We start from the raw sequence: 13,731 nt of genomic DNA, 5'->3' as shown, positions 1-13,731 counted from the left end.
AAAGTGACCGACAGTATTTTGATAACGTCGTTCCTAAAAAGGCACCTCACCAAAAGGGACCATATGATTGATTTCCTTATCATCGGTGGCGGCATTGCTGGCCTTAGTGCCGGGGCACGGCTGTCGCATCACGTGCGCGTAACGCTGCTCGAAGCCGAAGATGCTCTGGGCTACCATACGTCGGGCCGTTCAGCTGCTTTGTTCGAAGAAAGCTACGGTCCGCCCTCGGTTGTTGCTTTGAACAAGGCAAGCGCGGACTATCTGCAAAAAGGCGGTTATCTGACCCCGCGCGGTATTTTATTGGTCGGCCACAAAGATCAGCGGGCTGCATTTGAACAGGACGCAGCGGAATTGAATATGCAGGTCATTCCTGCGGGCGAAGCGCTGACCCGCGTTCCGATCCTGCACCCCGATAGGGTTGCTTATGCGGCTATCAGCACTTCCGCTTTCGATATCGACACCGACAGGTTGTTACAGGACTTCGCCCGTACCATTCGCAGTAATGGAGGCGAGGTCGTGACCAAGGCCAAAGTAACCTGCATCCGTAAGGACAGGCACTGGATCGTCGACGCGGGACACGTGTTTGAAGCCCGCAATCTGGTCAACGCCGCCGGGGCTTGGGTCGATGAGATTGCCCTTATGGCTGGAATTGCGCCGGTCAACATCACACCTAAACGTCGGTCAATGGCGCGCCTGCCCGCTCCGGGCGGTCATGATGTCAGCGGCTGGCCAATGCTATTTGGCGTGGGAGAGGCGTGGTACGCCAAGCCAGACGCAGGGAAGCTGATCGTATCCCCATCCGAAGCCGACCCGGTACCGCCCCATGACGCCTATGCCGATGACATGGTCTTGGCTGAAGGGCTGGCCCGGTATGAAGAGATGGTCACCGAGCCCGTCACTCGGGTAGAAACGAACTGGGCCGGGCTGCGCAGCTTTGTGCCTGATGGGACATTGGTTCTTGGACCCGATCCGATCGATCCGTCCTTTATCTGGTCAGCGGGTCAGGGCGGATACGGGTTCCAGACCTCACCGGCGGCGTCGCAACTGGTTGCGGACCTAGCGACGGGTAGCCCACCGGAACTGGACGCCGAAGTCGTTGCCGCCCTAAGCCCGGAAAGGTTTCGCAGATGAGCAAACGAGCACTCCCCTCAAACGCGAGCGTTGCCACCGAAAGTAACGATGGGCGTTTGATTGCCCCTGCAGCCACCCGTAATTCCGAAGCATTGTGTGATCTGCTGCTGCGTTGGGCACCAAGCGAAGGTCAAGCGCTGGAAATCGCCAGCGGTACCGGCCAGCACGTCAGCATGTTTGCCGAGTCCCTACCCGATCTCACTTGGCAACCGACCGAGGTCGAGGCCGAACGACGCGCCAGCATCAACGCATATGCTGCCGATCTGCCCAACGTTGCGGACGCGGTCGCGCTAGACGCCACAGCGAAAGGCTGGCACGCCGAGTTCGCCGGTCAGGAACTCATTGTCTTGATCAATCTGGTGCACCTGATCAGCTGGCCGGAGACTCAAGTGCTTGTATCCGAAGTCTCACAGGCGCTGGCCCCCAAGGGGCGGTTTATCCTGTACGGACCGTTTAAAAGATCAGGACAATTGACGAGCGATGGCGACCAACGCTTTCACGACGCACTGGTCCAGCAAGACTCTGAGATCGGGTATAAAAATGACGATGACATTGCGGCGCTGATGCGCGCCAAGAACCTGACGGTTGTAGAGATTGTCGAGATGCCTGCAAACAACCTGGCTTTTATCGCGGAAAAACCGGGCCAATAGCAAAACAGGCGGCACTTTCGCGCCGCCTGTTCTTTGGGTTAGCCGTCCTTTCGGATGGTTTCGTTTTTCGGATCATAGGGACTGTCGCAGGTTACGACCGCATCCCATAGCTTGTCCTGAATTTTGACCTGCAGCTTGGTGCCTTCAACCGCCAGCTCGGGCTTGACGTAGCCCATGCCGATCGATTTCTCGAACGCCACCGAGTAACCGCCTGAGGTCAAACGACCCACGCGCTCACCTTCCGGTGTGTACAACGCCTCGCGGCCCCACGGGTCGGCATCGTCCGGTCCGTTGATCAGCAGGGTGCAGCATTTGACGCGCACGCCGGTCTCTTCCAGCTTGCCTTTGCCGTAGAAGTCCTTGGACAGATCAACAAAGCGCGGCAGATCGGCCTCAAGCGGGGTCGCGTCGCGGCCCAATTCGGTACCGAAGGCGCGATAGGATTTCTCCTGACGCAGCCAGTTTTGGGCGCGCGCACCAACCAGCTTCATACCGTGCTTCTCACCGGCTTTTTCCAGCAGGTCGAACAGATAGTTCTGCATCTCGATCGGGTGGTGCAGTTCCCAACCCAGCTCACCAGTATAGGCCACGCGGATCGCGTTGACCGGGCACATGCCCAGTTCGATCTGGCGGGCCGACAGCCATGGGAAACGCTTGTTGGACAGAGCGGTTTCCGGATCGGCGTCTTTGATGACCTCTTTCAGAACATCACGCGACTTGGGTCCGGCGATGGCAAAGACGCCCCACTGGGTGGTCACGTCCTGGATTTCGATGTAGCCGAACTCCTCCATCTTGTCCTCGGCCGCCTTGCGCAGATAGTCGGCGTCATACTCGGTCCAGGCACCGGCAGAGACGATGTAGTAGTTGTTCTCACCATTGCGGACGATGGTGTATTCGGTGCGGGTGGTACCGTGCGAGGTCAGCGCGTAGGTCAGGTTGATACGGCCGACCTTGGGCAGCTTGTTGCAGGTAAACCAATCCAGGAACTGGGTCGCACCGGGGCCTTTGACGACGTGCTTGGTGAAGGCCGACGCGTCGATCAGGCCAACGCCTTCACGGATCGCTTTGGCTTCTTCGACAGCATATTGCCACCAGCCACCACGGCGGAACGAACGGCTTTCCTTGTCGAAGTTATCCGGCGCGTCCAGCGGGCCGAAGTAGTTCGGGCGTTCCCAGCCGTTGACCCAGCCGAACTGTGCGCCACGCGCTTTCTGACGGTCATAAGCCGGAACAGTACGAAGCGGCCGGCAAGCTTCACGCTCTTCATCCGGGTGGTGCAGAATGTAGACGTGCTCATAGCACTCTTCGTTCTTGCGCGCCGCGAACTCGGTGGTCATCCAGTTGTTGCTGTAGCGTTTGGGGTCCAGCGAGGCCATGTCGATCTCGGCTTCGCCATCGACCATCATCTGTGCCAGATAATAGCCGGTGCCGCCTGCAGCGGTGATGCCGAACGAGAAGCCCTCGGCCAGCCACATGTTGCGCAGACCCGGAGCCGGACCAACCAGCGGGTTGCCGTCCGGCGTGTAGCAGATCGGGCCGTTGAAGTCGTCTTTCAAACCGGATTCGGCACAGGACGGCACTCGCTCCGCCATCGCCATGTACTGATCCGCAATCCGGTCCAGATCCAGCGGGAATAGATCCGCGCGGAAGCTGTCCGGCACGCCGTGCTCAAAACGCGCAGGTGCGCCGTGTTCGTAGATACCCAGAATCCAGCCGCCACGCTCTTCGCGCGCATAGGATTCGTTGTCAGCATCGCGGACAACGGGGTGTTCCGGGTTGCCGGCTTCGCGCCATTTGACCAGTTCGGGGTCTTTGTCCATGACAATGAACGTGTGCTCGACTGGGATCGCTGGCATCTTGATGCCCAGCATCTTGGCAGTGCGCTGCGCATGGTTGCCCGATGCGGTCACGACATGCTCGGCAGTGATCACAACCTGCTCGTCGCTCTCGACCAGGTTACCGCCTTTCTCGACCATCTTGGTGCAGGTGACTTCCCAATGGGTGCCGTTCCAATGGAACGCATCGGCTTGCAGCTTGCGGACAATCTCGACGCCGCGCTGACGGGCGCCTTTGGCCATCGCCTGAGTCACGTCGGCGGGGTTAATGTAACCGTCCTCGGTGTGATAGATCGCACCTTTCAGATCGCCGGTTTCGATCAGCGGCCAGCGTTCCTTGATCTGCTCGGGGGTCAGCCATTCATAGGCAACGTCGCAGGTCTCGGCAGTGGACGCATAGAGCATGTATTCGTCCATACGCTCTTGCGTTTGCGCCATGCGTAGGTTGCCGACGACGGCGAAACCCGCGTTCAGGCCGGTCTCTTCCTCAAGCGTCTTGTAGAAGTCTACCGAGTATTTGTGGATGTGGGTCGTCGCGTAAGACATGTTGAACAACGGCAACAGACCCGCCGCGTGCCAGGTCGAGCCAGAGGTCAGCTCGTCCCGTTCGATCAACATGACATCATCCCAACCCGCTTTGGCCAGATGATAGGCTATCGAGGTCCCAACGGCGCCACCGCCAACGACCAGTGCTTTGACTTGGGTTTTCATAACCGGGCGTCTCCCCTTGAATTAAGTTGCAACCATATGGCGCAATTGAAGACCCCGGCGCGACATTCATCCGACCAGTGATATAAGAAAAACGACCCACCGTCGCATACAGACAGTTAAATCAGAGTTATTGACTTTATTGACCAGAGATTGAGCACCGTTTGCTGGCACCGATTTTCGCACATGAAGTCCCCACCCCACCCTTGTGTACGCGCACAGGTTTCGAAGGTGTGTCATTGTTCATGTCTTTGGAACCAGAATCCGTAACTGTAACGGCCCCGATAGCAGGTAGCTTGTCCATCAGGCCCGAGAAGAACCCCGAACTTTTGGCAACGCTTGTATCGTCAGCGCCACTGGTTTCCTCTGATGTCGCCAGGCGTTGATCGGATTCCAGTAACAACTGCTGTGCTCGACCAAACGCGATCTGCAAAACGTCCTGATTTTCGAAAACCTTACCCCCAGTGATATCCATCACCCCTTCACTGTTAAACCCGGCGGACGTCATCGTATTCACCATCACCGCCGTAGAATCCAAATTGCTGAGCTTTTCACTGGTCGTCTTTTCCTGAACCGCCACCATCTCGGAGTATAAACGGTTCATCTTCTCTGCGACCGCAGGTTGCCGGTCGATCTGAATCGAAGCCCCCCGCCCTACGACCGGCGACGGAAATGTCAGCAATGCGTTTAGCGCCGCATAATCTACAGCACCCAAGAGTTCCCGGATCGCAGCATCCTCGGCATTGGTATGCATCCGGATCACCACTTCTTCGTCGATGCCGATCCGTCCTATGATTTTGCGGTGCTGAAAATCCCCGGTGGGGTCCAAAGTATCTTGAGTGATTTCCATGAAGGCAACACCGCCGATAACGGCAAATCCTTCTTTGAAGGACATCTGCGCCATGAAATTCTGCTGCCGCGACAAAGCGATGCCGGCGAGGGTATTACGCGCTGCTTCTGATTTCAGGCTAATGTCAAACCATGCGATATCTTCGCCCTTGGCATAGACCATACCCGTTTCGCCGAGCTTGCGCAGTATCGCATCGTTGCCACCGCTCGAAAGACGCGCCAACTCTGCCGGGTTCGCAATCGAGCTGACCAAGGGGTAAGGATCATATCCTGAAAGCACGGCTTTTACGGCCTCACTGTCAGTAGCTGTCAGCTCATAGCGTGACCATCCGTCTTCGGTCACAGGCAGGAAAGATTTTGCCCCGGTTTTCCAGCGTTTTTTGCGGTCGCGCTCAGCGATTTTGGCGTCGCGCTCGTCTTGTTGGCGTGCAAAGCGATCCTTGATCGTGTCCGCGTAAGCGTTGACGGACAATCTACCATCGTACTTTTTGTCCTGCTGATAGTAGTCAAGGCCAACAATGGCCAATACAACTGCCAATGCCAAACCAATAACTCTTAATGCGATCATCCGAATGCTCGACTTCTATTACCGCTCGTTTCGGCAGTAGATAGAGTTTAATTTGGGCAGCCTTATGGCTTTCATCTGGAAGCTGTTAGAGATTTACAGCTTTTCAGACGGCATAATTTTCCCTGGGTTCATAATATTGTCTGGGTCCAAGGCTTTTTTTATCGCATCCATATAGGTAACGGCCGAGCCGAGCTCTTTAACCAGATATGGCCGCTTGCCCTGCCCGATTCCATGTTCCCCCGTACACGTCCCTTCCATCGAGATCGCCAGATCATTCATCCATCCAACAAACCCGTCCGCCAGGGCGACCTCGTCTGCGTTTTCCATGTCGATGAGAATCAAAGTATGGAAATTCCCGTCCCCAACATGGCCAACGATAGGCGCCATCAAACCAAGTTCTTCCGCTTTTAAACGCGTCGCCGTAACACATTCAGCAAGCCGAGAAATCGGGACACAGACATCGGTCGAGATCCCACGCGCGCCAGGTCGAAGTTGTAGACTGGCCCAATACATATCATGCCGAGCCTGCCAAAGCTTATTGCGCTCTTCAGTCGTTTTAGTCGCAGCGAAATCTGTGCCGCCAAACTCTTCTGCGATCTGGCCAAAGGTTTCGGCCTGCTCGACTGCGCCGTTTTCTGAACCGTGAAACTCTAGCAACAGCAATGGTGTTTCCGGCAGGCTAAGCCCAGAATAACCATTGGCAGCCTTTACAGACAGCTCATCCAACAATTCGATCCGGGCCACTGGCACACCGTATTGGATCGTCATCATCACAGCCTGACAAGCGGCATCGACCGTCGAAAAGGAACAGCGGGCTGAGGTGATCGCCTCGGGGATGCCTTGCAAGCGCAGGGTCAGTTCAGTGATTATTCCCAGCGTGCCTTCTGCCCCTATGAGCAGACGCGTCAGGTCATATCCTGCGGAGGATTTCCGCGCCCTGTGGCCGGTTCGAATGATTTGCCCGTCCGGCATCACCGCCTCCAAGCTCAGAACGTTATCCTTCATCGTGCCATAGCGCACCGCATTGGTACCTGACGCCCGTGTGGCCGCCATTCCCCCCAGCGAGGCATTGGCACCGGGGTCTATTGGAAAGAACAGGCCCTGATCACGCAGATGAGTATTCAAGTCTTCGCGCGTCACACCGGGTTGAACGACACAATCCAGATCCCCGGGGTGGACGGCCAGAACCTTGTTCATCTGCGTAAAGTCGACAGTGATCCCCCCGGCAGGGGCGTTCACATGCCCTTCCAACGAAGTACCGGTACCAAAGGCTATTACAGGCACTTTGTACTGGGCACAGGTTTGGACAATTTCGGAAACTTCCTCGGTCGACTGAGGAAATACCACCGCGTCCGGGGCCTGATTGTCGATCCATGTGGTAGTGTGACCGTGTTGTTCGCGGATTGACTGACTGGTTTGCAAACGGTCGCCAAATTTCTGCTTTAGGATACCGACAACCGTTTCGATCCCGGCCTCGTTGCGGGGTAGCGCAGTCACCTGAACCATCTTTCTTCCTTCTTATTCGCCCAACGCTATGCCTTCTCGACGCGGATCAGCACCGCCGGTCAGAACATCACCAATCTCAATCGCATGTAGACCCGAAGTCAGGTCGCGCGGATTTACCTCGAATCCAAATTCTATCAGCGGGTCCGAGAACCCTTCAGCCGCAGTACCCTGTTCCACATCGTAAACACCAAAGCGGTTAACCATATGCGGCAAGGACAACGATTGCTGCACGTCCATGTCCCAATCCGCCCAGGCAATGATCGATTTGGCGACGTAGCCGATAATTCTGCTGCCGCCGGGCGATCCGATAGCCAACACAGGCGCGCCGTCTTGAATTACAATTGTCGGACTCATTGAAGATCGCGGACGTTTGCCGGGTTCTAACCTATTGGCAATCGGCACGCCGTTGCTGTGTGTCTTGAACGAGAAATCCGTCAGTTCGTTGTTCAGCAGAAAACCGTTGGTCATCAGTCGCGAGCCGAAGCCGTTCTCAATCGTTGTGGTCATCGACAGTACGTTGCCATACTGATCCACAATCGAGATATGCGAGGTCGAGGGCAGCTCTAACGAGACATCATCCGCCCAGTTCGAAGAATGTTCGAATTCCGGGTTGCCCGGCGCGACCTCGATCAGTGCGCCCTCACCACCCAACAACTGGCCGCGTTCAGACAGGTAATCGGGATCGACTAAACCCTGCGTGGGCATTGGGACATAGTCGTGATCAGCCATGTAGCGACCGCGATCAGCAAAAGCCAACCGCGAGGCATCACCTATCAAACGCCACGCATGTGGATCCTCGTGCCCCATTCCAGCCAGATCGTACCCATCCAGCATACCCAGTATTTGCCCAACCGTCAGCGCCCCAGACGAAGGAGGCCCCATGCCGCACACTTCGTAAGTTCGGTAGGTGGCACAGACCGGCTCACGTTCAATCACCTGATACAGCGCCAAATCCACCCCGGACAGGACACCCGGATTGCCCGGAGCATTGCGTACGGCACTGATAATCCCGGCTGCGATTTCGCCTCCGTAGAACCCAGCAGAGCCTTCGCGGGCCAGTACCCGTAGCGTTTCGGCATAATCTGGGTTTGTCAGACGCTGACCTTGTTGCAAGGGTTTGCCACCAGGAAGGAAATACTCAGCCGTCACAGGAAAGCGAGACAGCCGTTCTGCATCTGCCTCTACCAAAGTGGCTAGCCGCGGTGAGACAAGAAAGCCCTCATCGGCCAGCGCAATCCCATCCTGAAACAAGCTGGGCCAAGGGCTGCGCCCCCAGCGTCGATGTGCCTCTTCCAGCAGCGCAGGCGTTCCGGGTGTGCCAACCGAAAGGCCGCCGACCACAGCATCGTAGAATTGCAGCGGCTCGCCGTTTTCATCTTGGAACAGCCTGTGATTTGCCTCAAGCGGGGCTGTTTCGCGCCCGTCCAGCGTGGTCAATTTACCGGTCGCGGCATCGTACCAGACCAAAAACGCACCGCCGCCAAGACCCGAAGATTGAGGTTCAACCAGCCCCAACACAACTTGCACCGCGACCATAGCGTCGGCCGCCGACCCTTCAGCCCGCAGTACTTTGGCTCCGGCTTCAACGGCCAGGGGGTTCGCCGCCGAAACCATCCAATTCTCGGAGGTGACTGGTCGGCCAGCCAATTTCGCCTCAAGCGAGGCGATCACTTCATCTGTCAGGCCTTGAACCTGGCCGTCCGAGGCGCCTTCGGGTGCTACCGCGTCCGCGGTTTCTTGCGCGAAGGACGCGCTTCCAAAGGTCAACGCCGTCGCAAACAATCCCGAAATCAGATTTCGTTTCATCGTTTCCTCCTGAAAACTGCTCCTGCGGCGCGGACGCCTTACAACATAGATGGCACAACCTGATCCGGCGGACGGTGCCCGTCTTCAAAGGTTTTGATATTGATAATGACTTTTTCACCCATCTCGATCCGCCCCTCCAGCGTGGCCGATCCCATGTGAGGCAGCAGCACAACGTTGGGCAGCTGCCGCAAACGTGGGTTAACTTGGGTGCCATGTTCATAGACATCCAGCCCTGCACCTGCGATGTCACCGGAACGGATCAGACGCGTCAGAGCGTTTTCGTCTATCACCTCACCGCGAGACGTGTTGATGACGACGGCAGACGGCTTCAGTAATTTGAGGCGCCGTGCATTCATAAGATGAAAGGTTGATGGGGTCGAAGGGCAATGGATGGAAATCACATCCATCCGAGCGACCATTTGATCAAGGCTCTCCCAATAGGTTGCCTCTAACTCCTGTTCAATTTCAGGCCGCAACCGACGGCGATTGTGGTAATGCACCTGCATTCCAAAGACGCTGGCGCGGCGCGCAACGGCCTGGCCGATTCGCCCCATCCCCAAAATACCAAGGCGCCGACCGCCGATCCGTCCGCCCAGCAAAGCTGTTGGCGCCCAGCCAGACCAATCCCCCTGTTGCATCAGGCTTACGCCTTCCGCAAAGCGCCGCGTAACAGCGAGGATTAAAGCCATCGTCATATCTGCTGTGTCATCGGTTAAAACACCTGGCGTATTTGACACCAAAATGCCCCGCTGCCGTGCAGTGGCGACATCAATATTGTCTACCCCCGCGCCGTAGTTGGCGATCAAACGCAGATTTTCACCAGCTTGCCCCAGCAACCCGCCGTCAATCATATCGGTCACGGTCGGCACAAGCACATCCGCGCTTTGCACTGCTGCGACCAGTTCTTCACGCAACATTGGGGTATCATCGTCACGCAGTTGCACATCGAACAATTCGCACAGTCTGGTTTCCACTGCCTCGGGCAACCGTCGCGTAACGACAACACTCAGACGTTCTCTTGGCACCTTCGTCCTCCCATCGCTTTGCAAACCTTCGCGCGCCATGGCATCGTGGCTCAGGATAAGGCGGGGCACAAGAACCCCAAGCGCATTGAGACGACCTTTTTTCTAAACCAGATCAACGGGCATAAGAGCAGGCAGTCAGTGAGTGGTTTTCTAACGGTTAATTGCCGCCTTTTGGTGGTTTCGGCTGTATTCTTTCTAGTGCTGGGCAGTCTAGCCGCCAGCGCACAGGATGCCCGTGGCCCGGTTACTAACCTTCCCTTACCACGTTATGTTTCGATGAAGGCCGCCGAGGGCAATGTTCGCCGCGGCCCATCGCTGACACATCGAATCGACTGGGTGTTCAAACGGCGCGGCATGCCGCTGCAAATCACAGCCGAATATGGCAACTGGCGCAAAGTTCAGGATCGAGACGGTGCCGGAGGCTGGGTGCACTACGCCCTATTGTCGGGCGTACGCACGGTACTGATCGAATCCGAGTTACTGTCGGTCTACACGAGCCCCGATTCCAATTCGCAAATCGCAGCCCAATTCGAGTCCGGAGTCGTGGCGCGATTGGGCAGTTGCAACGTGGATTGGTGCCACATCTCGGCTGGTGGGTATCGCGGTTGGGCTCAGAAATCGAACCTTTGGGGGGTCGATCCGTCTGAAATTCGCGAGTAGGAGCTTCTACTATTCTTTCACGCGTTTTTTCGACACTGGCCGTCAGCCCAAGATCAGTCACACACCTACGTCGTGTTGGTTACCCTTTTGTTTTAACCTGTTACCAAGATAGGAAACCTCCTGATCTAGCTTCACGAAAGGCCCCGAGAATGTCGGTGCGCTGAGCGAACTTCATCCGCGCATCGTCAGTTTCCAGTCGAATACACCCGTTAACAAACGCATTTCTGTAAAACCTCGGAGAGCTGTATTAGGACGGCAAATAAAATTTACTCAAAGCATGTTTTTTTCGCCGAAAAGCTCTTGAACCCTCCAACCAACAATCGTAGACAGCGCCTCACCGTTGGGGTGTAGCCAAGTGGTAAGGCAGCGGTTTTTGGTACCGTGTATCGTAGGTTCGAATCCTACCACCCCAGCCATCCACTCCCTAGTTTTCAGCTAATGAGAGAGTTCGTCGATATTGTCGCGTGATTTCCGCGGCTTGGCGTGGGCGGTTTGTGACAGAGACACAAGATCGAGAGCAAATACAGCCGATTTCGGTCGACAGTCTCTGTTTGCCACTTCGGCGGTACGAGTTTGGTGAAATGTTAGTTGGCTTCGCTCAGAGCTTTGCGAACTGTTCGCTTTGCTCAGCCCACGAAGCCGGCACACCTGACTTAATGAGATAATCAGACGTGAGGCCATCCGGCTGTTCACCCGATACGATGACGTCGAGGATGTCTGGCGCAAGCATCGCCAAATCAACTACGTCTTGAACGCGACGCTTTGACGTACTTTCTGCCTCTGCAATTTCGGCGAAGGTCTCGCCATTGAGGATCATCTTCATCCATCGCTGCGCTTTCACGATGTTTTGGACCAGAGTGCGATCGACCTCTGTGGGTGCCTCTCCCAGATGCAACTTCAGTTCGACTCCGCGCCTGCGCATAAGGAACGGGGCTTCTAATTGCAGTGCAAGTGCATCTAGCCGACCTTTGTCACATTCAAACCGCTCGGCCACTTTACTTTGGCCGAGAACAACAGTGAGCTGGCCCGGCTTGAGATCAACACGCGAGACAATAGCAAGGCACTGTTTCGTACTCTTGGCTGACTGCACTCTGGTGGAGATGCCTGGGATATCCGCCGCCGATGCGTCCGGCATGAGTGCAGCAACAGAATCCGTACGGCTCAGATTTTTTCTGATGACATCAGCGATCAACGCCTCCAATTGTTCCGCAGGCAACCGCCAGGCATCCGGGTGCTTCCGACTGCGGTCTTTTACCAGCCGGTTGGAGATGTAGTATCGCAATCGCTTTCCGTTCTTCCTGCTGTGACTGGGTGTCAGTCGGTCACCGGTTTCATCGAAGAGCTTGCCAGCCAGCAGTGACGTTGTGGCCTTTTGTTTTGTGCCTCGAGACTTTGCGGCCCCAGCTTGCAGCATCTGCTGAACCTGGTCCCAAATCTCCGGTTCGATGATGGCAGGATGCTGCCCTTCATAAACCTGTCCCTTATGGCGGATGCGACCGGCGTAAATGGGATTGCTGAGTATGTGATGGATGTGCCCACGATCAAAAAAGATACCTCCGGCCACCCGCCCTGCTCCACGCATGCGTTGCCGCGATCTCAGACCCATAGCGTCAGCGCGTCCTTTAACGACACGGATAAGGCCGTGTTCGAGATAGAGGTCATAGAGAGCTTTCACTGTCGGCGTCTCCTCCTCATTGATCTTCAGCGTCCGGCCATCTGCATCATAGCCGAGCGGCACGTTGCCGCCCATCCAAAGCCCCTTGCGCTTGGAGGCTGCAATCTTGTCGCGGATGCGCTCTGCTGTCTGTTCGCGTTCAAACTGGGCAAAGCTGAGTAGCACATTGAGTGTGAGCCGCCCCATGCTGGTGGCTGTGTTGAAGCTCTGCGTCACCGACACAAACGACGCCTCGGCCTGATCCAACCGCTCCACCAGCTTCGCAAAGTCGGCGAGCGACCGTGTCAGCCGGTCGATCTTGTAGACTACGATCTGATCAACGCGCTTCTCGTCCACCGCCTGCATCAGGAGCTGCAGCGCAGGTCGGTCCAGATGTCCACCTGTGATACCACCATCGTCATATCTTTCGGGCAACAATTCCCAGCCCTCATGCATTTGGCTGGCAACATAGGCTTCGCAGGCCTCTCGTTGTGCATCGAGTGAATTAAAGTCCTGCTCCAACCCGTCTTCGGAACTCTTTCGCGTATAGATGGCGCAGCGGATCCGGCGCATCACTGTACCCCGAAGAAGCGCGGGCCTGACCAGTGCGCCCCGGTAATGTGCTTTGCAATGGCTGACAGGGACCGCCAGCTTTTGCCATCCATGATGTACCCGCCTTCAACGACTTCGACCAGATATGTCCGTCCGTTCCACTCGCGGACCAGATGAGACCCAGGCCTGGCGGTAGTGGGCAACACTTTCCCAGCCGCAATCTGCTTCAGGCGTCGGGTGGTTTTCGCTGACACACTGCCCAGCGCTTTGTTTTGCATATCCCAGATCAGCACCCGCTTCATAAACTGTAGTGACAAATACTTTGGTGGGGAGCGTCCGAAGGTCTCGCGCCAGTACTCGAGACAGACAGCGCGATCGAAAGTTTCGATCTCTGATATCAGGATCGATATTTCTTCGGTTTGCTTTGTTTTCATTGGGTGCCCTGCTCTTCAGCAATCCGGTAAACCGATCCCTTGTCGGTCTTCAGTCTGTCGACCACAAATCCCGCTTTGCGTTGCGAGGATATCGCGGCCCGTGCCGTGTGCGGTTGCCAGCCGAAGGTCTTTTGAAGCTGCGCGATTGTGACGCCGGATTTCCGCGTGAGCATTCTGTGAAATTGCATATGACGGGTCAGCTTTTTGCCAAACTTTGTGGTTCTGGCCGAACTTTGCGCTACTGCATTTGGTGTAGTCATCGTGTTTCTCCACTCTGCGGGCAAAGGTCCATCCCTCGTCCCGTACTGAGTGGAGCCCGGTGATCCCGGGCGAATGCGACACAGACAGTACTG

At 56.3% G+C, this 13,731-nt stretch carries 11 protein-coding genes and 1 tRNA gene; 4 read left to right on the top strand and 8 right to left on the bottom strand.

Annotated features, from left to right (window positions below; translation table 11 throughout):
* Window positions 1-63: 63 nt before the first annotated feature.
* Together ACR0L3_RS00195 and ACR0L3_RS00190 are read left to right on the top strand one after the other, a co-directional pair.
* Window positions 64-1,131 carry an NAD(P)/FAD-dependent oxidoreductase gene (locus ACR0L3_RS00195; RefSeq protein WP_480742718.1) on the top strand — a complete coding sequence of 356 codons (1,068 nt, stop codon included), beginning with the start codon at window positions 64-66 and terminating at the stop codon, window positions 1,129-1,131.
* Window positions 1,128-1,781: a DUF938 domain-containing protein gene (locus ACR0L3_RS00190; protein ID WP_480742716.1), complete on the top strand. Its 654-nt coding sequence runs from the start codon at window positions 1,128-1,130 to the stop codon at window positions 1,779-1,781. Before ACR0L3_RS00195 ends, ACR0L3_RS00190 begins: the two co-directional genes overlap by 4 nt.
* A 38-nt stretch (window positions 1,782-1,819) precedes the next feature.
* On the opposite strand, the gene ACR0L3_RS00185 is transcribed toward ACR0L3_RS00190, so the two are convergent.
* From ACR0L3_RS00185 to ACR0L3_RS00165, 5 genes are all read right to left on the bottom strand, one after another.
* A complete protein-coding gene (locus ACR0L3_RS00185) occupies window positions 1,820-4,327 on the bottom strand; it encodes a GcvT family protein (protein WP_480742715.1) in 2,508 nt (835 codons plus the stop codon).
* A 136-nt stretch (window positions 4,328-4,463) separates the two neighbouring features.
* The gene (locus ACR0L3_RS00180; RefSeq protein WP_480742714.1) at window positions 4,464-5,741 is read right to left on the bottom strand and encodes a hypothetical protein; all 1,278 of its coding nucleotides are present in this window, start codon (window positions 5,739-5,741) and stop codon (window positions 4,464-4,466) included.
* Window positions 5,742-5,834: 93 nt separating this feature from the next.
* Window positions 5,835-7,247 carry an FAD-binding oxidoreductase gene (locus tag ACR0L3_RS00175; protein ID WP_480742712.1) on the bottom strand — a complete coding sequence of 471 codons (1,413 nt, stop codon included), beginning with the start codon at window positions 7,245-7,247 and terminating at the stop codon, window positions 5,835-5,837.
* Window positions 7,248-7,259: 12 nt separating this feature from the next.
* Window positions 7,260-9,053: a gamma-glutamyltransferase gene (ggt, locus tag ACR0L3_RS00170; RefSeq protein ID WP_480742710.1), complete on the bottom strand. Its 1,794-nt coding sequence runs from the start codon at window positions 9,051-9,053 to the stop codon at window positions 7,260-7,262.
* A 38-nt stretch (window positions 9,054-9,091) separates the two neighbouring features.
* Window positions 9,092-10,078: a 2-hydroxyacid dehydrogenase gene (locus ACR0L3_RS00165; protein WP_480742709.1), complete on the bottom strand. Its 987-nt coding sequence runs from the start codon at window positions 10,076-10,078 to the stop codon at window positions 9,092-9,094.
* Window positions 10,079-10,249: 171 nt separating this feature from the next.
* On the opposite strand from ACR0L3_RS00165, the gene ACR0L3_RS00160 reads away from it, so the two are divergent.
* Both ACR0L3_RS00160 and ACR0L3_RS00155 read left to right on the top strand, forming a co-directional pair.
* Window positions 10,250-10,738, top strand: coding sequence for an SH3 domain-containing protein (locus ACR0L3_RS00160; protein WP_480744619.1), 489 nt, complete (start codon window positions 10,250-10,252; stop codon window positions 10,736-10,738).
* Between the two features lie 341 nt (window positions 10,739-11,079).
* Window positions 11,080-11,154, top strand: a tRNA-Gln gene (locus tag ACR0L3_RS00155).
* Between the two features lie 182 nt (window positions 11,155-11,336).
* Here the strand turns inward: ACR0L3_RS00155 and ACR0L3_RS00150 are convergent.
* From ACR0L3_RS00150 to ACR0L3_RS00140, 3 genes are read right to left on the bottom strand one after another with little or no spacing between them, the layout of a single operon-like run.
* Window positions 11,337-12,965 carry a recombinase family protein gene (locus ACR0L3_RS00150; RefSeq protein ID WP_480742707.1) on the bottom strand — a complete coding sequence of 543 codons (1,629 nt, stop codon included), beginning with the start codon at window positions 12,963-12,965 and terminating at the stop codon, window positions 11,337-11,339.
* Window positions 12,965-13,378 (bottom strand): DUF2924 domain-containing protein, encoded by a 414-nt coding sequence (locus ACR0L3_RS00145; protein ID WP_480742705.1) that lies wholly within the window; start codon window positions 13,376-13,378, stop codon window positions 12,965-12,967. Before ACR0L3_RS00145 ends, ACR0L3_RS00150 begins: the two co-directional genes overlap by 1 nt.
* Window positions 13,375-13,638, bottom strand: coding sequence for a DUF3489 domain-containing protein (locus tag ACR0L3_RS00140; RefSeq protein ID WP_480742703.1), 264 nt, complete (start codon window positions 13,636-13,638; stop codon window positions 13,375-13,377). The genes ACR0L3_RS00145 and ACR0L3_RS00140 overlap by 4 nt, the downstream gene beginning before the upstream one ends.
* Between the last annotated feature and the right edge of the window lie 93 nt (window positions 13,639-13,731).

Source organism: Ruegeria sp. CK1 (genome assembly GCF_056536545.1).
The sequence above is the reverse complement of the archived record's forward strand: the minus strand, read 5'-3'. Positions and strand labels throughout refer to the sequence as shown.

What these genes read in the sequence shown, in the direction of transcription:
- ACR0L3_RS00175 (WP_480742712.1), bottom strand. Translation starts at nt 7,247, where the DNA reads ATGGTTCAGGTGACTGCGCTACCCCGCAACGAGGCCGGGATCGAAACG.
- ACR0L3_RS00185 (WP_480742715.1), bottom strand. Translation starts at nt 4,327, where the DNA reads ATGAAAACCCAAGTCAAAGCACTGGTCGTTGGCGGTGGCGCCGTTGGG.
- ACR0L3_RS00180 (WP_480742714.1), bottom strand. Translation starts at nt 5,741, where the DNA reads ATGATCGCATTAAGAGTTATTGGTTTGGCATTGGCAGTTGTATTGGCC.
- ACR0L3_RS00190 (WP_480742716.1), top strand. Translation starts at nt 1,128, where the DNA reads ATGAGCAAACGAGCACTCCCCTCAAACGCGAGCGTTGCCACCGAAAGT.
- ACR0L3_RS00145 (WP_480742705.1), bottom strand. Translation starts at nt 13,378, where the DNA reads ATGAAAACAAAGCAAACCGAAGAAATATCGATCCTGATATCAGAGATC.
- ACR0L3_RS00195 (WP_480742718.1), top strand. Translation starts at nt 64, where the DNA reads ATGATTGATTTCCTTATCATCGGTGGCGGCATTGCTGGCCTTAGTGCC.
- ACR0L3_RS00140 (WP_480742703.1), bottom strand. Translation starts at nt 13,638, where the DNA reads ATGACTACACCAAATGCAGTAGCGCAAAGTTCGGCCAGAACCACAAAG.
- ACR0L3_RS00150 (WP_480742707.1), bottom strand. Translation starts at nt 12,965, where the DNA reads ATGCGCCGGATCCGCTGCGCCATCTATACGCGAAAGAGTTCCGAAGAC.
- ggt (WP_480742710.1), bottom strand. Translation starts at nt 9,053, where the DNA reads ATGAAACGAAATCTGATTTCGGGATTGTTTGCGACGGCGTTGACCTTT.